The organism is Spirosoma aerophilum (assembly GCF_054782495.1).
This window is the reverse complement of sequence record NZ_BAAGSJ010000013.1, coordinates 1816953-1834515: the sequence shown is the minus strand read 5'-3', so window position 1 is coordinate 1834515 and position 17563 is coordinate 1816953. Positions and strand designations below refer to the sequence as shown.

Genomic DNA, 17563 nt, shown 5'->3' with positions numbered 1-17563 from the left:
CGACAGATAAAAATCTGATTTAACGGAAACGGTTATCTGTCGGTAATCTCGGGTGGTTTGGTAACATATTGCTTGATCTTGCGGAGTGGTTTAAGCCAAAAAGTAAAAAAGTAAGGTTTAAGACCATTGAGTTTCCACGCTAACTGATCTTCCCGGTTCGCCCGGAGCCGATTTTGTACGCTGCTGTTACTAATGCCACCAGCCCGCATAACAATCGTTACTTCATTCATATAGGCAATACGCGCCTTGTTTTTATGAATGAATCGCAGCATCAATTCATAATCGGCAGCACTTTTCATATCCAACCGAAATAAGCCGTACTGATCATACAACCAGCGTCGGGCAAAAAACGATAAGTGGCCAGGCATCCACCCCCATAAAAAAGCATTCTCATTGTACCAGCCCGATCGCCAGTAGCGTTTCAGCTTTTGTGTGTTCGTTCGGTCTACATACAGCATATCGCCGTAAACAGCGTCACTTCCTGTCTTTTCGAACGTGGCCACCATGTTTTCGATCACTCGGTTGTGTCGGTAAAAATCATCGGCATTGAGTAAGCCAATAACTTCGCCGGTAGCCAGGCCGATCCCTTTATTCATGGCATCATATAAACCCTTATCAGGTTCTGAAATGAATTTGGCAATTTTCGTGCCGTATGCATTTACAATGTCAACCGTACCATCGGTCGATTGGCCGTCAACAATTATGTATTCAATGTTGGTATAAGTCTGGTTTAAAATTGACTCGATGCAATCCCGAATGAATTCTGCCCCGTTATACACAACGGTTATGATGGATACTTTCACGCCTTAATTGTTCGTTGTCGGACCCAAATGGCCGGGTTTCCCTGATAAATACCATAGGCGTCCAGAGGACGGGTGGCTACTGAATTAACGGCCAGAACCGCGTGTGACTCACAGCGAACACCCGCACAGACAATGGCTTTGGCGCCAATCCAGACCCCGTCGGCTAATGAAATAGGCCGGGTTGTCAAATCAAAGGTAGCCTTACTGTAGTCGTGGTTACCCGTCAGGATCATTGCCCCCTGCGACAGGCACGCATGATCACCAATGGTTACCTCGCTCAGGTTATCAATCCACACCTGCTCACCTATCCAGACGTCATTTCCAATATGAAGTAACCAGGGGTACTTAATATTTACCGATGGTTTTATAACAACCCGATTGCCAATCTTTGCGCCAAATAGCCGAAGGATGGCTACTTTAAGGGCTATGGGCACCGGCAGATAAGAGTTTAAAAAAATCGAATTGGTCAGAAACCACAATATTATTTTCCAGCGTGGACCAGGTTTGTACCAACTATTATTAAAGCGTGACAGATCAGTTCGGCCAGCTTCAACGATTGGATCATTCTGGTTTGTTGAATTATGACTGACTGACTTGTTCAGGTCGGGCTGGTCTGAGGTCTTTGCCATATTCAGTTAAAAAATAATTAATGATTGCTTCTTTGTTAGTCCCTGCCCGAATGGTAACTTCCATCAGTTTGGCATCGACCAGAAAACGGTACCATAGGGCTTGTAGAGAACACCAGACAAAACCTGCACGCCCATCCAGAAAACCCATTCGAACAAAATACCTATATATAAAGTACAATATAGGTCGGGTAAAAAGCGGCAATGAAGCGTACTTCTCTTTTAAATACCGGATGCGTTGATCCTGCGTTCCAAAAAAACGGGCCTCCACTGTTGCTGCCTCATCAAATTTATATCGGTAGTTGAGCAGGTTAATCATCTCCAGAATGGTATAATGATTATGCTTTTGTGTCCACCAGGTGAGGTTATTCAGGTTGTGGTCAACAATATCATGGGCAAACTGCAAGGGACTACCTTTCGTCAGTTTGATATGTTCATCGTGCCACACCTGTTCACAAAAACCATCACCCCGACGCCATAACCGGAGTAGCCAGATAGGATAGAACCCACCATGACGCATCCATCGATTTAAAAAAAACACCCGTCGTTTCACATAAACCCCACCTACTTCAGCGGGCAAACCAGCTAGTCGCTGGTTAATCTCACTCGCTAATTCGGGCATTACATATTCATCAGCATCCATCCGCATGAGCCAGGACGTTTGGAACGGGGTGTTCGTAATGCCAAAGTTAAACTGAGTCGCGTAGTTCACCCAGCTGTTTTGAACGACAACGGCTCCCAGCGAGCGGGCTATCTCAACAGTTCGGTCAGTTGAAAAGGAATCGACAATAAATATTTTATCCGTAAACGGGAGTATACTCTGTAAACAGCGGGTAATGTGTTTTTCCTCGTTGTGTGTCAGAATGATGACGGATACGTCGGTCATATTTAATTAAACAATGGGCATATAATATGGCCTATTTTAATTCTTTTATGCCCAAAAGAATCTATTTTTACCCATCATTGATGGTCGATATTAGCTAATGCAATATTATGACTTTTTTTATACTCAACAAAGCAGATGAAAACAGTTTTTACTAGCCTTATATTGTTTTTGTACTATTTTTCAGCCTCAGGGCAGTTGATTTTCGAGCAGTTACCCAATGATCTTCAACTGTACCCACGCGATGTTAATAATGAGGCTAATGTTGTTATTAGTGGGAAGACCGATACACCGGGTTATGCAAAAATTGGGATGCAGGTGATCCGGGAAGGGGTACTCACCAATGTAGTCAGCCAAACAATCGACGCGGCCAGCAACTCGTTTCCGTTTAATTTAACGTACGCTATAAAAGCCGAACCCGCAGAGTATACCTTCCGGGTATTTATGTACAAAGGCGCTGATTCGCTGCTTGTGGCTGAGCCCAAACGTATTGTCTGTGGTGACGTGTACATTCTTTATGGCCAGTCAAACGCGTTGGCCCTTCCGGAGTTAGACGAGCTGTACTCATTTAATTTCGACGACAAGTATATGCGTAATGCTGATTACACCTACGAGGGTGCGAAGGGACGCGTTAGCTGGTTTCAGGCTAAACAACCTTTTGCCAGTATTGGGGGCTTTGGATTGACATTGCAACGATTAATTCTGGAAAATTATGGTATTCCCACCTGTGTGTTGAACGGTGCACAAGGGGGAACGGGCATTGATGCATTGACGAGCAGAGATCCGAGCAATCACGCTAATCCCATTACATTCTACGGAAACTTGTTGAATCGGGCTCAGCTGGCAGGGGTGGCTAAACAAGTGAAGGCTATTATCTGGAAACAGGGTGAAGCCGAAGCGGGATTGGAAACCGCCGGCTATGATGTAAAGTTTGCCACTCTCTATAATCAGCTTCGGGAAGATTATGGGAATGCCCGCATATATGTCGGTCAAATTAACATACTGAATGTTCCTCAGGATGGTGCGGCAGAACTGAGGGATTTTCAACGACGAACCAAATACTTGTTCAAGAACGTAGAAACTGTAGCAACGGTTGGTACACCCGGCTACGATGGAATACATTATTCAGGTTTGGCCAATCAAAAATTGGCTTTTGAACAATTTCGGCTCATTGCCCGAGACATGTACGGCTCAAAGGATACAGTCCAGATTAATTCGCCGGATATAAGAAAAACATTTTACAATGTCCGGAAAGATACGATTACGCTGGAGTTCGATAGTCAGATGGTGTGGATGAACGATACGACATTCTATAATTTTGCCACAGGGGAAAAAATCGCTTTTCGCGAACTGAAAGATTTCTTTTACCTCGACAAACAAGCTGGTTTGATCGCGGGTGGGTCGGCTTCCGGAAATCGGGTAACGCTTCGGCTGAAACAACCTGCTTCGGCTAAAACAATTCGGTATTTACCCGCATTCTTTTCAGATTCTGCGTCAGAGTTTTATGATGGGCCTACGTTGAAAAATAGTCGGGGTATGAGGGCTTTTACGTTTGACAATGTCGCTATTGCCGATGCCATAGCCCCGGTTACCACACTGGCAGCAAAGCCGATCACGGAAAACCAGATTCAAATAAACTGGACGGCCTCAGCAACGGCACAAACCCAGTTCCTGGAGCGAGCAGAGGATACGCCCACTAACTTCAGGCAGATTGCTGCTCTGAATGGGACGACAAATACCTTTACCGATACAAACCTGCCTAACATGTTTGGGACGTATTATTACCGATTGCGTGCCTATAGTTCAATCTCGGAGTCGCCGTATAGTAACACGGTTAGTGCCCGGCCCCTTGTTTTAGGAGTTGAACAGATAGAACCCATTGTCCAGCTTTACCCGAACCCACTTTCGATGGATCGTTTACTAAGTATAGAAGCTAACCTAATGACATTCACCCAGCTTACGCTACGGGATGTATTGGGTAGGACCGTGAAAACCTGGCGCGGATTGGCTAAAAATAAACTGTCAATCGCCTTAAATGAGCTGGAAGCCGGGGTATATATTGCTGATATACAAATGTCAGAAGGACGCTCCATGCGCAGGAAAGTGGTCGTTCGCTGAGAAACAACTACTGGCTTTCCGGTCGGAATATGTAGTTTTACACCTCAAAAGCTATCTTTAAGTTTATGCGACTTGTAATTCTTACGCAGGATGATCCGTTCTATCTGGCTCGTAACATTGACTATTTATTAAAGAAATTGCCTCCTTATGCAGAGGTCGTTGCAACGGTCGTGTTCGATGTGTCGCCATTCGGGAAGAGGGAAAGTTTCAGTGAGAAGATAAAGAAGACATATGATATATTTGGTTTGCCCTTTTTTATCCGGTATGGCTTTAAGTTCGTCACCTCTAAATTAGACAGCCGGAATAACGTCCGTAAAGTGCTGTCTGACCGTAATATTCCGCTCATTCATATTGAGGGAAACATCAACAAAGACGAGAATCTGGAAAAGCTGAGGGCGTACAAGCCTGATTTATTTGTCTCTATTGCGGGTAACCAAATCTTTAAGCGTAAACTTCTCGACGTGGCTACGCATGGCTGTATTAACTTACATACTGCCTTGCTGCCAAAATACCGTGGCTTGATGCCTTCGTTTTGGGTATTAAAAAATGGAGAAACGCATACGGGTGTATCCGTTTTTTTTGTTGATGAAGGCATTGATAGCGGTCCAATTCTGGTACAGGAAAAGTTGGCCATCGGTAACATGAGTCAGGCAGAATTGATCGATGTTACCAAAAAAATGGGGATGGATGCCATCCTTAAATCCATCGAAAAGGTACATTCCGGGAAATATGAACTGATTGAGAATGATGCTTCCCAGATGACCTACTTTACCTTCCCGACCCAAAATGATGTAAAGGAGTTTTTGGCCGCCGGAAAACGGTTTTACTAATTAGTCGATTAGTTACTTAGTCAGTAAGTCAGTAAGTCGGTAAGTCAGTAAGGAGCTGACGCCAAAGAAGCTCTCGCGTCAGCCCCTCACTGACTTACTGACTTACTGACTTACCGACTTACCGACTAAGTAACTTACCGACTTACTTTCTTTCTGAATGAATATTCTTACGTTTGATATAGAAGAGTGGTTTCATATTCTTGATAATGCGTCCACCCGTACAGAAGCCGAATGGGGGCGGTACGAAACCCGTATCTATCAGAATATGGATCGCATATTCCAGCTTTTAGAGGATACGAATAGTCGGGCAACGTTTTTTTGCTTAGGCTGGGTGGCCGATAAACATCCCGATGTTATTCGCCGGATCGATGCCGCTGGTTACGAAATTGCGACACATTCCTATGCGCACCAGTTAGCGTATGAACAAACGCCCGCTGAGTTTCAGGCCGATCTGGAGCGTTCAATAAAACACTTGCAGGATTTGACTGGCAAAAAAATCCGTTCCTACCGGGCACCGGGATTTTCGATCAAAGAATTTAATCGGTGGGTTTTCCCGGTTCTGATCGAGCAGGGCATCGAGATTGATTGCTCCGTCTTTTCGGCTCGTCGATCGCATGGTGGAGATGCTTCATTGAACATGTTCGAACCGGGTTACCTGAACGTTGGCGGAACCTTGCTGAAGGAGTTTCCAATAAACACAGCACCCGTGTTTGGTCAGGATCTAATCTTTTCGGGTGGTGGGTATTTCAGGTTATTCCCGTATTCCATCATCAAAGGGTTTATGCGTCGTTCGAATTACGTAATGACTTATTTTCACCCCCGGGACTTCGACGCCAGTCAGCCAATGATTCCGGGTTTGAGCCGGGCCAGACAGTTCAAATCGTACTATGGATTACAGAACTGCCTGCCCAAATTAAAGCAGCTGTTACTGGACTTTCCATTTGTCGATTTAGCTGAAGCAGACCGGCAGGTGGAGTGGGGCAATGTAATTCGCCGGGATGTCCGGATATAGATCAGGGCTTTTTACAAACCCGGGCATACTCGTCGAGGAGCTGTTTCGCCACGACATCAATGTCATATTGTTTTTTTAGTAATGCCGTTGCATTGGCGGCCATGCCTTGACGCAGTTGTTCGTTACCCAGTAATTGTGTCAGTCCTTCTGTTACGCTTTCTGCGGTTAAACTGGCTAATAACCCGGCGGCTTTGTGTTCCCGTATTACTTCACCAAAGCCAACGCGATCAGACACCAGGGTGGGTGTTCCCGCTGCCATGGCTTCTAGTACAGCCATTGAAAAGCCTTCAGAATAGGAGGGGAGGGTAAACAGATCGGCATCGGCGAGAGCCGCCTTCTTGTCATCGCCGGTTAACATGCCTACCATTCGCATAGAGTCGCCGAGATTGTGTTGTTCAATAAACTGTCGGGTAGTTGCTTCATAGCCGTCGTCAGGACCCGCTAACACCAACACGGTGTCGGCATGCTGACGGACATACTCCCGGAAGCCGGGGAGCAACAGATCGAGCCCTTTTTTTGCATTCAGACGGCTCATAAACAACACCAGCTTTTTCTCCATTGGCAGGCCAAACTTCCGACGGAACGTACCCCTGGGCGGCAATGTAACGAAGTCACTCATCTTAACCCCGTTCGGAATAATAACAAGGTTTGGATGAGTATGACCCAGATAGCGCAGTACATCCTTTTGCTCATCGGTGTTGTTGATCTGCACCAGATCAGCCCGCTGGAGATAGGCTTTTTGGGCCAGTGTGTCCATCAACTGCTTCTTCCAGTTGTTGTGCGCATACACCCACCGATCCAGCACTCCATGAATGGTAATCACTTTGGCCACTGTTCGATCAATCATGAAGGGGGCCAGGGTGCCAAAGTGCCACAAACCATGACAATGAATGATATCATATTCGTGAGCGTGTTTTTGTAGATACCGGTACAACTCAACCGAAAATTCACGGAAAAATTTATTGATAACAGGCGTACGCTTACATAAAATAAGCCGCGCTCCGTCCGGGATCGGATAGGGCTTTTCTCCGGGAGAAAAAGGGCTCAGAATGTCTACCTGGTGACCATAGCGAAGAACAACTTCAGTATGGTCGAAAATAATTTTGGGAGGGCCTCCCGACTGCCAGGTGTAAGCGCAAATATTTAAAATTCGCATAAATGCTGCGTAGTAATCGATTAATTCATGATTTTACTAAAGCCGTCAAGCATTTCCCGGGCCACTGCTTCGGGGGCGTAGGGTGCAATGAACTCGTTGGCGAACTGACCCATTTGTCGGGCATCAACAGTTTCATTCATAAACCGAAGAAGGTATTGCGTCAGTTGGGCGGGCTGGTCAGGGTCGAAAACGAATCCGTTTTTCTCTTGATGGACCAGGTCTTTTACGCAACCGCAGCGATCTGAGACGATAACGGGCATGCCACAGGCCATCGCTTCATTAACCACTAATCCCCAGGGCTCCGAACGGCTGGGTAGTACAAGAACGTCGCTCAGGGCCAGTACTTCCGGGACACGAAACCAGGGACGGCTGGGTAAAATAGTTACCTGATTCGCTAACGTAAGCCCATTAATCTGCTTAAGGAGGGACTCGTACTCAGAGCCGTCGCCCAATAGGATTAATCCCCATTCCGAGGGGTGTATTGTCCGTTTAAGTGCCTGGTCAAACGCATCAACTAATACTGGTAAATTCTTTACGTCGATAAGTCGCCCTACAAAAATGAAATTTTTTGCCCGTAACTGCATGTCTCGCTGGATGCTTTCACGGTTTGGGAGCGTCTTTTCGTAAATAGATCGGAGTGCGTGATTATCGACGGCATTTTTTCGGAGCAGTATCCGGGATGGAGGAACGCCTAGCTGCAATAGGTAGTCGGCCGATTGGCTGCCGAAGCAAAAAAAGCCATCGCATCGCTGCATGATCCATCGTTTTGCCTGTTCTTTCCATCCTCCCCGTAAATGATCAACGGCTGTACTTTCATTTTGAAGAACAACCTTAATTCCTTTCCATTTTGCCCAGCAAAGTAATAGGACCTGAGCAGGGTCATAGTAACCTGTGATCGTAATGACGTCGGGTTTAAATGCACTGGCCCGGCTGATCAGCGCACGAATTCGTTCAGACAAACTGATGTCTTCCAGAAATCGGTCGAATAACAACTCATAATTATACGTGTAGACGGGTACCTCTGACTCGACCTCCTCACTAAAAAGAGCTCTTGTTCGTTCAGTGCGAGCAATTTGAAGCACGTTGATATTAACAGCAGGCTGTTGATCAACCAGCTGTTGCAATGCCTGAAAGACACTGGATTTATAGTGAGCCCAAAGGATGTTATGGACGATTAAAATGCGCATCTACACAAATAAAAAGTACTGGCAACTAGTGAGTTTGGCTTATTTTCTATCGTTTTTGATTAGCCATTCCAATAGCTGATAAGAGGAGTGACAAAACGAATGAGCAAGCAAGTTAAGGGGTATGGGAGTGAAAATTAATTGTAGAGTAGGTCGTAATCGTAAAAGTGAACTCAGTTACAATGGCAAGCGCCCTGAAAAAAGCAGACTACGTCTGGACAGTAGACTCCTGCAAACTAGAATCTGTACGAAAGTGAGCAGAAAAAACAGTTCTCAGTCCCACAGGTAGGCGATGGCGAACGGGTATAAACCATCGACTTCAGGGTATCAAAAGTTAACTTGGTTCAGGACTGACAACCACCAGGGATTCTTCAAGGGGGCGTTTAGCTGGCTCTTTGGCTAAATAGGCAGGGAATAAATGTTCTATGCCAACAAAACGAATCATTATGCCCATAGGAAACCAGAATGCAATTTCGTTTGGTCTGCCATTTGTGAAAATTTGAACAAACACAAGTAAATAAAAGTAAGCAAGGAAAGTGCTCAACTCGTTGGGGTTGGTGCGAAAAATCCGGCTGATATAATAGATGACCAATATATTAATACTGCTGAATAGAAACAGGCCAGGTAGTCCATGATTGGTGAATGCTTCGACAACAGGCACATCCAAATATGTGTATTTATATCCGTACCCTAAGATCAATCTATGGAAGTGAGCCGCTGAAAAGGAGTTGCGTAATAAAATAACAGTCTCGGTACGATTGGCTGATGAGTCATCCAATACAGCTTTAAATTCGCTTCCATGAGCTTTTAGCCCCAGAAAGGCATACACGTTATCCAGATTCCGTTCCAAAAAACTGAACAGGTAATCAGACAAAATCATGTATGTGGTGTAATTCCGTTGAAAAAATAAAATGATTCCTACAAATCCTACGGCTATGACAAGCAGGGGTATCGGCTTTACAATACTACGCACGGCCGTGCGGATCTGGGCGGGGCGAACATTGAAATAAGCAAATAGACCAATGGCCATAAGTAGGGCCAGCATCGTTGACCGGGTTTGGGTCAGCACGATAACTACGATGTTCAGAACACCCGCAAAAAAAGCGAGGAGTCTAAATAAAAAATTCGTTTGCGGAGCCATCAGCCAAATAGCGCAGGCTATAACCCCCATAAATGCGTTCCGTGCAAACACGTGTGGGTTGCCGGAGCCCTCATCACTATTATTTAAAACGATGGTTGCCCGTTGGCCAATAGCCCAGCTAGGATCGGTTAGTAGAGAGTAAATGAGTCCAAGGTTTGACGCCAGCGTAAATAAGACAACAACCGGTATGAAAACCTTCACAATGTCATTTGGTACATTGATAAGCAGGAAAATGAAAACAATAATATACGTGAAGTATATCATGTCTCGATCATAGTCAGCAAAGAATGGACTACCGTTCAGGAAAAACATGTAAAAAATGCTCATCCCGATATACGCCATACCTATTTTAAACAAGGTGGCGTTGGGTCGATAAAGTTTACGGAAAATGGTAAACGGCATCATTAAAACAAATCCGCCAGCCATGGCCAGTGCCGTAAAGGCCGTACTGCCCGGAGCCAGCCGAAGAGCATCCCGGAAGAAGAAAATTAAGGGGTAGCCATCTAAAATAATGCAGATACCGACAACCATGCGCATATAGTTGAGTGTCTGCGCAAGGCGAATGATATTGTTCATAAACGGTTTTTAGCTTTTAGTGATCGGCTCACCGACGAAATGGTCTGTACTACCCAATCTGGATAATCCTTGCACTTCGCAAACCAATCATTGTCTGGATTTTTTCAATTGCAACCTATGTCGCACATACCCGAACTGCCCACTTAATACAAATGCCAGTAATTTACGTACTCGGCAATAACGTTGCCAGAATGAAGAACCTAGCGATGAAGTCAGCATCGGCTGGTATTTATTCTTTATTTTCAAATGCTCATCACGGCCAACAGTTGACGCTATTGTTGATGATTTGGCGTCAGGCTGCACCCGAAACGCGCCCCAAAACCCGTCGACGTGTTGAAAATGTATTCCTTTACGTACCCCCAATCGAGCGACTATTTCATAATCGATGGCAAACCGGAGCGATTCATCGAGCAGACCGAGTTCTGCCAGGCGTTCCCGACGAATAAAGAGTGACTGGTTGAAGACCTGCATGCCCTCATAAACATGGCACTCGATACAGAAGTCCGGTGCTTTAAGTTCCTCCAGAATAACGTCGGCTTCGTCAGTAATGTACATGTCCCCAAAAAAAACATCGCTATGAGGGGCTTTTCTCCAGGCTTCAGCTACCCGTTTGAACGCGTCTGGTGCAAATACATCGTCGGAGTTCTGAAAGGCAACAAAATCACCGGTTGCCCGGCTAAATCCTTTATTGATGGCATCTGTTTGTCCCCGGTCTTTTTCGCTGACCCAACCTGCCAGAAAAGGCTCATATTTTTTTATAATCTCCAGACTGCCATCCGTTGACCCGCCATCCATTATGAAGTATTCCAGATTTGGATAGTGCTGATTGAGAACGCTTAAGATTGTCCGCTCAAGGTATTCCTTCTGGTTATACGAAGGCGTTACAACCGTCAGTCTGGGGTATGATTTACCATCAGCTATTGGCGTTTTAGCTGGGGTATAAGGTTGAGTTACAAATGACCTTAGTAATGCAGAATGCTGGTTCATACCGTCGTTTAGCAGAGAGATCGATAAACCTCCAGTGTCTGAAAGGCGGTTTTATCGCAGGAAAAATTACGTAATCGTTCGGTACCTTTTTGAACAAGCGCTGCATTGAGCGTATCGTCAGAAACAACGCGCTCTATCGTTTCGGCCATTGAGTCGTCATCTTCCGGATCAAAGTACAGGGCTGCGTCGCCCCCTACTTCAGGTAGTGAGCTTCGGTTGCTTAGAGCCACGGCACAGCCCCCGCTAAAGGCTTCAAGTACCGGAATCCCAAAGCCCTCATTTAAGGAAGGAAAAATGAAGGCCCGTGCATTTTTATAAAGGGTTAATAAGCCGGCATCGGTAACTGGCCGGTAATGGATTCGGTTGCTCAGTCGTGCCGAATGAAACAAGGCTTGTTCGGTCTGATTAAACGAACCGCCCCCGGCACACACCACGTGTAGGTCGGGATGACGCTGAAGAACGGGCTGCACAGCGCGAAAAAAACCATCGAAGTTTTTGTACAAGGCGCGTTTACCGACATAGAGCAGGTAGGGTACAGGTACTGAAAATCGAGCATCTGTTTCCAGCGTATTGACCTCACCCAACGTCGTACCCAAATGAATCACTTTTATTTTGTCGGCCTCAACCGGAAAAAATCGAAGTATCTCCTGTTTCGAGAATTCCGAAACCGAGATAATGCAGTCAGCCCGGCGCATCAGTTGTTTTTTTAGCTCATACAAGCCTTCGCCTACCTCTGGATATTGTTTGCCGTACCGTTCGCTGGTAGCGTCGTGAAAGGTAAGAACAAACGGTTTTTTACCAATGGCATTCAGAAAATAACGATGGTAATAAGTTGGATGAAAAACGTCAAATTTTCCTGCTCTTACCCGCTGCAAACTATACAGCCGATTCAGAACGGACGCTATCTTATGCACATTTCTGACTTGGGCCAAACTCCGATACCGTAAATGCCGACTGAACGATGTTTGATCGAGGTATTCATTGTTCGACAATCGCAGGGATAGTTCAAATTCAATATCGGAACGCCTGGAGAATGAACGCATCAATTCATAAAAATAACGCGATACGCCCCCATAGGGCACGCCAGTAAATGATTGATGGTCGTAAAGAACTTTCATGAAGGGAAATCTACAAACCGACGGGTTGTATTTTTCTGAGATGTTGTACTCACAAAAGTAAAGTTATTGCTCCATAAAACCTTACCGGCAATTGATTATTCGGACAAAGGGATCAGCTAAAAACGGGAATCTCCACCTTATCGATGTAGCTGTTGACCCGTTGCAGCGATTTCCGGACAAGGTATCGCCATCCTCTCAAGACAACGGGTTCTGGTTGCTTTCCAAAAGCAGGAACAATGGTTTCGAAATGGGTTGGGTTGTAAATCGTAAGTCTTTGGCGGTATTCAGCCAACAAACTGGCTATATCAGATCGACTTGAAAGGGGTAGCCGATTTTGATGCGGGAAAAAACCTTCATCCGGGTTGAGCAACCCTTTGCCGTTTATGAATTCGACAGGCTGGTTCTGAGCAACATGACTTGTCGCCACCCATTTGTTACCCAGGCGTTGAAGGCTTCGTTCGTGCAGGTTCCATAGACCAATATGCCAACCGGGGTTTCGATTAACGTATACATCCTTAAAAAAAACAGGAACGTGCATTAGCCAAAGCTGATCCAGGCAAAGACCCTCGCAGAAATCCATGCGCGCACGCTGACGCACCCGATCATCCCACCAGGTTAACAGCCGATTTGTCTCATCGGACCGACGCAATGCCAGAAAGTCGGAAGAATATAGACCGATATTCTGAAAAAACTTTTCATCCGGCCAGCGTGAGTCGCCGGGATTCCGGGTGACGAATGGTGTTAGAATTATATTTTTCGTATCCAGTAGTTTCCCGACGGTGCAAACTGGGGTCAAGAACTGAATATTTGGATCAGCATAGATAAGTTTGTCTTCCTGGGGGAACCGTTTGAAAGCTTCGGCCACAAACAGTGGTTTGCAGGCGGCTGCGAATTCTGTAGGGGTATACATTGCTGATAAAGCATCCAGTTCGGGTTGCCGGATCAACTCTTGTATGGGCAATAACGTATAAGGCGAAATAAAACCAGCCGGTAAATGGGCTATATCATCGGCCAGGCCGATGATAATCAGTGGCTTTTCTGCGGAGTTGGCCGCGTTTTGCGTATAACTATCACCCAGAGCGATGGCTTGGGGAAGTTGACGGATAGTTGAGATCGTTAGTAGCACAGTGGCTGCAAAACTAGGTCATTCCAGTATATCACCCAAAACTGCCAGAAAAGGAGCATACCAATTAGCTGCTGGTTCGGCATATCGTTTGTAGTTTCCGTTCATCATACCAGTTAAAACAGGAAATAATCGTTTTAACCGATTGTGCGGTAAACTGCTACGCATGGAGAAGTGGCTTAAGCTCCGTTGAAGTTGGGCCAGGCCGGGTGAGCTGTTGGGTACGCGTCCCTGAAGTAATTTATAAATTTTGGTTAGGACTGTCTTTTTCTCCATAAGAGGAGCTAATTTTCTTGCCCGATGCCGGGTTATCCTGTCCCTCAATCGTATGCGTTCCATTGTTTCGGGCGGACGTACACCAACTTGCTGAGCTACGTGCGTTCTGTATAGTTGAAGGGGTTGATCTATAAAGCTTATGACGTTATAAGCAGCCCCCACCAAGGCTATCCACCCATCGTAAATATATTCGCCAGGCAGGTTGTCAGGTATGGGTAAAGCGCAGTTCAGGAAGTCCTTACGAATAACGGTAGCGCAGCCCATCATCCGGTTGCCATCTAGTAAGATCTCCATGGCCTCACCCGATTTCCAGCGATCCTGGGCCATTTTATTGAACCGTACCACATCCCAAAAATGCTTGTCCCGTCCCGCCAGCTGAGAATCTGTTACGTAGGCGTCACAGAATGCTACCTGTATCTCGGGATGTTGAGCCATGTATTGCGTCATGGTTCTGATTTTTTCAGGAAGCCAAAAGTCATCCTGATCGCATATAAAAATCAGATCTCCGGTACATGCCTCTAAAGCGCACTCAAAATTTTTATTGTAACCCAGCTGTTTCTTATTGCTGATGATTCGAACCTTGAAGGGAGCATCAACCGCTAGTTTGTTCACCAGTTCAATGGTACCATCCGTAGAGTTATCGTCGCAAATGACAACTTCATCGGGAAGTTGCTGTTGCTCAACCAAACTTTGCCATTGGGTTGATAAATAGCCAGTGCCATTATAAGTACAAAGAGCAATTGAAATTGTCGTGTTACGAGTGGGTGTCATGCGAATATTCAAATTTTGTAGCCGTATTTAGCAAAAACAGGACGCCAGTAATCCGTACCGTGTATGTTCCATGCGTGACAACCGAAAGGCAATTTGCCTCCATTATAATGAGTAACCGCCCATTGCGGGTAAAATTCAATCGAAAAATGCAGTGCTTTTCGATAAGAAGGGATACGTAAATGCGGCCAATACCGATTTACTTCAATGCCCCAGAAGGCATCTTCGTGGTACTGATGCATTGACTTGCTCTCATACTCCACAATTTTATTCCTGAAACGCTTCAGACAGCGCAACATGGCGGATACCCGACGAAGCGTCAGGCCACCATTCCCGACGCCGTTCAGGTAAATAATTTCGCGTGGTGTAATTCCGTCCTTTTTTTTGAGATCAAGCCAGGTAGCGATCCGCTGCCGAATTGTAAAATCCAGCTCGTCAAACCAGCCTCTAAAATCCCGGTCCCGAAGCCAGGGAGCACCTATGTAATCGTAATTTTGCTGACACCAATAGGCCAGGTCATCCTGAAACACAAAGGCGTCTAATTGATGTATCAATAAAAATTCCTGATCGGCAAATGCCTGATAGAATTCTTCTGAAAGCATTAGTCGATTGTAGCCCTGTATGTCATAAAAGTAGCTATCATCAAATGTGCGAACTTTCAAGTTTGGGTTTAAACTGAGGTAGCTCGAGATGTCTAGCGAGTGAGGAGCAACGATCCAGATCGGGTAATGACCTAATGTTTTCAGGCATTGAGTCATCGCAATTTTTTCATGATCTGTTAAATTCGGTTTGTATACTGGTAGCGCTACATTAACACTAACAGTCGTTGATTGCATCATACATGTTTAGGTTGACCTAATCTCTGCCGTGTGGCCTCCTGTACCCAGGCATAGGGTAAGTCAGCACAGGGGTGGCCAAAATCATTCAGAATAGTTACACCTTCACCCCGTTTATAACGCCCGGAGTAAGGTAGGTAATCGACAAAATCAAACAGTTTTCCTAACAGGATGACACCATCTGTATGCATGGCATTAGCCATATGTGCGGGACCACTGTCGATACCAATAAAAAGTTGGGCGGTCCGAATCACTTCCGCAGTTTCCAGTAAGCTGAGCTGGCCACAAAGGCTAAAAAAACGTGGGTTTGCCAGCGTAACTGTTGGTATCTGACCTACCTCTATGACTGGGTATGGGTACGTTTCTAACAACCATTGTGCCAGTTGGTTCCAATTACTTGCTGGCCAATCTTTTAAAATATGGCTCGATTGGCAATGCAGGACAATGGCTTTCTCTGGCAAGTGTCGGGATTGAACAGCCCGAAGAATGTGATTTGGGATGTACATTTTTGGGTCGTCGGTTAAGGCTGGCAAACCGGCGGCTTTCGAAAATGTATACAATAAATCACCATAATTTAAATAATTGTCGAATGTTAAGTTTATTTCGTCGGCCGTCGGGTTTATTGGATCTTCCGGACAGTATTTACATTTTCGGTGCGATATGTGCATATTGTAAACCTTGTCATATATACCCGACTGGAGCAATTTAACGCGTTCGCTGGGGCATTTCTCAATCAGAAAACCGTCGAGGGATGGGTTATATTTAACCAGATCAACAAATGGCTTGCGCACAATCCAAAGGATATATGCATCAGGATGCCGTCGTCGAACTTCCCGGGCAACCGGTTCGCAGGCGATAATGTCTCCCATCTGTTCTGATAAAATAATTGCCACCAGCTGTCGGTTACCGAGCCCCAGCTTTAGCAGGCGTAAACGGACGTATTTTAAGAAAAATGACCAATATTTTCCTAAAATGTGAGGAAATTTATGATATCTATGTGTCCAAAGTTCTCTAAATCGAGGTCCCTCTGTCATGCTTGGTTTGATTCTAATAACGCAATAATTTTATTGAATGGCTTTTTTAAATAGTTACGAACTCGTTTATAGCGTAAGTCTTTGGTAGGCTTAATGTAAACACAAGGATATGTTCTGTATACTTCATTATGATTATTTATCAGCCGACTTCGATATAAGTCAAATAAGGGTCTTACATCTGGCCGTTGCTGCTCTGGTTTATCAATATAACGTGAAGAACTAAGCATTCCTGTATGCTGGTTGGCAAAACCATACCGAGTTTGATATTTAGATATGTCATCAGGCTTGTCGATGTTATACCCACTAAAATGAAAGAACTGTAGTAGCTCCTTCGGTTCAATTACATTAGACTCGCTCTTTGGGCTTACTAGCCACTCACCGTCCTTGGTTTGACTGATATATCGCTCGTGCAGGTTCCAATACGCCATATTATACCCTGAATGGCGATCGACCAGAACATTATCATGGTAGATCGTAGCGAAGTTAACCCAATGCTGATCGACGAAAAGACCTTCGCATAAATCAATGCGACACTCGTAGACCAGTCGATCCTTCCACCAGTCGACAAATTGCCGGGCGGTGGGGTCATTGCTCAGGCCAATAAAACCCAGGTTATAAATTCCCGTATTAAGGTGATGCTGTTCATTAGGGCGCTCCCAGTCAGTTACGGGTGACAGCATGTGGGGTGTCACGACCAGACTGTACGTATTCAGAGCTTCTTTAAGTTCGTTTAGTGGCTGGAAAACGATGATATCAGGGTCGAAGTAGATGACCTGGTTCGCCGATGGATACGTTTTATAAAGATAGTCGATGTAAAAAGGTTTGACCGCCGTGTTGAGTTCTGTGATGTCATACCGGTCGCACATAGCTGAAAAATCAGGAATTCCGATTTTGTCAACTTCAATCATAGGGTATTCCGGTACAAGCCAATCGGGTAGGTTAGCTTCGCTTAATTTATCGACCAGTCCAATAATATACAGAAAGTCCGGATTGGTCTGCTTCAGTGAATCACCCAGGGTACGAGCCTGGGCTAAATAGTTAATGGAGCAGATCGTGAATGCAAGGGTCATAGATCAGGCACGGCAACTAGCC

General features: G+C 45.4%; 16 protein-coding genes. 3 read left to right on the top strand and 13 right to left on the bottom strand.

Annotated elements, in window-relative coordinates; all coding sequences use genetic code 11:
* Window positions 1–32: 32 nt before the first annotated feature.
* The 3 genes from ACYVK4_RS19005 to ACYVK4_RS18995 are packed head-to-tail and all read right to left on the bottom strand — an operon-like array spanning window position 33 to window position 2315.
* Window positions 33–803 (bottom strand): glycosyltransferase family 2 protein, encoded by a 771-nt coding sequence (locus tag ACYVK4_RS19005; protein ID WP_461129104.1) that lies wholly within the window; start codon window positions 801–803, stop codon window positions 33–35.
* Window positions 800–1432: a WcaF family extracellular polysaccharide biosynthesis acetyltransferase gene (locus tag ACYVK4_RS19000; protein WP_461129103.1), complete on the bottom strand. Its 633-nt coding sequence runs from the start codon at window positions 1430–1432 to the stop codon at window positions 800–802. Before ACYVK4_RS19000 ends, ACYVK4_RS19005 begins: the two co-directional genes overlap by 4 nt.
* Window positions 1383–2315, bottom strand: a complete 933-nt coding sequence (locus tag ACYVK4_RS18995) for a glycosyltransferase family 2 protein (protein ID WP_461129102.1) — start codon at window positions 2313–2315, stop codon at window positions 1383–1385. Before ACYVK4_RS18995 ends, ACYVK4_RS19000 begins: the two co-directional genes overlap by 50 nt.
* 135 nt (window positions 2316–2450) lie before the next feature.
* On the opposite strand from ACYVK4_RS18995, the gene ACYVK4_RS18990 reads away from it, so the two are divergent.
* The 3 genes from ACYVK4_RS18990 to ACYVK4_RS18980 all read left to right on the top strand — a co-directional run bounded on the left by ACYVK4_RS18990 (window position 2451) and on the right by ACYVK4_RS18980 (window position 6272).
* Window positions 2451–4430 (top strand): sialate O-acetylesterase, encoded by a 1980-nt coding sequence (locus ACYVK4_RS18990; protein ID WP_461129101.1) that lies wholly within the window; start codon window positions 2451–2453, stop codon window positions 4428–4430.
* A 65-nt stretch (window positions 4431–4495) separates the two neighbouring features.
* Entirely contained in the window at window positions 4496–5260 is a 765-nt protein-coding gene (locus ACYVK4_RS18985; protein WP_461129100.1) for a methionyl-tRNA formyltransferase, read from the top strand.
* A gap of 157 nt (window positions 5261–5417) precedes the next feature.
* On the top strand, window positions 5418–6272 hold the full coding sequence (locus ACYVK4_RS18980; RefSeq protein WP_461129099.1) for a polysaccharide deacetylase family protein: 855 nt from the start codon (window positions 5418–5420) through the stop codon (window positions 6270–6272).
* Window position 6273: 1 nt separating this feature from the next.
* Here the strand turns inward: ACYVK4_RS18980 and ACYVK4_RS18975 are convergent, their stop codons facing one another.
* The 10 genes from ACYVK4_RS18975 to ACYVK4_RS18930 form a co-directional block, all read right to left on the bottom strand.
* Complete coding sequence (locus ACYVK4_RS18975; RefSeq protein ID WP_461129098.1) at window positions 6274–7428, bottom strand: glycosyltransferase; 1155 nt, start codon at window positions 7426–7428, stop codon at window positions 6274–6276.
* A 20-nt stretch (window positions 7429–7448) separates the two neighbouring features.
* Complete coding sequence (locus tag ACYVK4_RS18970) at window positions 7449–8615, bottom strand: glycosyltransferase family 4 protein (RefSeq protein WP_461129097.1); 1167 nt, start codon at window positions 8613–8615, stop codon at window positions 7449–7451.
* Window positions 8616–8946: 331 nt separating this feature from the next.
* The gene (locus ACYVK4_RS18965; RefSeq protein ID WP_461129096.1) at window positions 8947–10179 is read right to left on the bottom strand and encodes a hypothetical protein; all 1233 of its coding nucleotides are present in this window, start codon (window positions 10177–10179) and stop codon (window positions 8947–8949) included.
* Between the two features lie 237 nt (window positions 10180–10416).
* Window positions 10417–11316 carry a glycosyltransferase family 2 protein gene (locus tag ACYVK4_RS18960; RefSeq protein WP_461129095.1) on the bottom strand — a complete coding sequence of 300 codons (900 nt, stop codon included), beginning with the start codon at window positions 11314–11316 and terminating at the stop codon, window positions 10417–10419.
* Between the two features lie 8 nt (window positions 11317–11324).
* Window positions 11325–12434, bottom strand: a complete 1110-nt coding sequence (locus ACYVK4_RS18955; RefSeq protein ID WP_461129094.1) for a glycosyltransferase family 4 protein — start codon at window positions 12432–12434, stop codon at window positions 11325–11327.
* Window positions 12435–12546: 112 nt separating this feature from the next.
* On the bottom strand, window positions 12547–13560 hold the full coding sequence (locus ACYVK4_RS18950; protein ID WP_461129093.1) for a hypothetical protein: 1014 nt from the start codon (window positions 13558–13560) through the stop codon (window positions 12547–12549).
* Window positions 13561–13578: 18 nt separating this feature from the next.
* Window positions 13579–14604, bottom strand: a complete 1026-nt coding sequence (locus tag ACYVK4_RS18945; protein WP_461129092.1) for a glycosyltransferase — start codon at window positions 14602–14604, stop codon at window positions 13579–13581.
* Window positions 14605–14612: 8 nt separating this feature from the next.
* Window positions 14613–15263: a DUF5672 family protein gene (locus tag ACYVK4_RS18940; protein WP_461129091.1), complete on the bottom strand. Its 651-nt coding sequence runs from the start codon at window positions 15261–15263 to the stop codon at window positions 14613–14615.
* Window positions 15264–15436: 173 nt separating this feature from the next.
* On the bottom strand, window positions 15437–16471 hold the full coding sequence (locus tag ACYVK4_RS18935; protein WP_461129090.1) for a glycosyltransferase family 9 protein: 1035 nt from the start codon (window positions 16469–16471) through the stop codon (window positions 15437–15439).
* Complete coding sequence (locus tag ACYVK4_RS18930) at window positions 16468–17541, bottom strand: glycosyltransferase family protein (protein ID WP_461129089.1); 1074 nt, start codon at window positions 17539–17541, stop codon at window positions 16468–16470. Before ACYVK4_RS18930 ends, ACYVK4_RS18935 begins: the two co-directional genes overlap by 4 nt.
* Window positions 17542–17563: the final 22 nt, after the last annotated feature.

What these genes read in the sequence shown, in the direction of transcription:
- ACYVK4_RS18945 (WP_461129092.1), bottom strand. Translation starts at nt 14,604, where the DNA reads ATGACACCCACTCGTAACACGACAATTTCAATTGCTCTTTGTACTTAT.
- ACYVK4_RS18965 (WP_461129096.1), bottom strand. Translation starts at nt 10,179, where the DNA reads ATGGCTGGCGGATTTGTTTTAATGATGCCGTTTACCATTTTCCGTAAA.
- ACYVK4_RS18930 (WP_461129089.1), bottom strand. Translation starts at nt 17,541, where the DNA reads ATGACCCTTGCATTCACGATCTGCTCCATTAACTATTTAGCCCAGGCT.
- ACYVK4_RS18975 (WP_461129098.1), bottom strand. Translation starts at nt 7,428, where the DNA reads ATGCGAATTTTAAATATTTGCGCTTACACCTGGCAGTCGGGAGGCCCT.
- ACYVK4_RS19000 (WP_461129103.1), bottom strand. Translation starts at nt 1,432, where the DNA reads ATGGCAAAGACCTCAGACCAGCCCGACCTGAACAAGTCAGTCAGTCAT.
- ACYVK4_RS18990 (WP_461129101.1), top strand. Translation starts at nt 2,451, where the DNA reads ATGAAAACAGTTTTTACTAGCCTTATATTGTTTTTGTACTATTTTTCA.
- ACYVK4_RS18970 (WP_461129097.1), bottom strand. Translation starts at nt 8,615, where the DNA reads ATGCGCATTTTAATCGTCCATAACATCCTTTGGGCTCACTATAAATCC.
- ACYVK4_RS18980 (WP_461129099.1), top strand. Translation starts at nt 5,418, where the DNA reads ATGAATATTCTTACGTTTGATATAGAAGAGTGGTTTCATATTCTTGAT.
- ACYVK4_RS18960 (WP_461129095.1), bottom strand. Translation starts at nt 11,316, where the DNA reads ATGAACCAGCATTCTGCATTACTAAGGTCATTTGTAACTCAACCTTAT.
- ACYVK4_RS18995 (WP_461129102.1), bottom strand. Translation starts at nt 2,315, where the DNA reads ATGACCGACGTATCCGTCATCATTCTGACACACAACGAGGAAAAACAC.
- ACYVK4_RS18955 (WP_461129094.1), bottom strand. Translation starts at nt 12,434, where the DNA reads ATGAAAGTTCTTTACGACCATCAATCATTTACTGGCGTGCCCTATGGG.
- ACYVK4_RS18985 (WP_461129100.1), top strand. Translation starts at nt 4,496, where the DNA reads ATGCGACTTGTAATTCTTACGCAGGATGATCCGTTCTATCTGGCTCGT.
- ACYVK4_RS18935 (WP_461129090.1), bottom strand. Translation starts at nt 16,471, where the DNA reads ATGACAGAGGGACCTCGATTTAGAGAACTTTGGACACATAGATATCAT.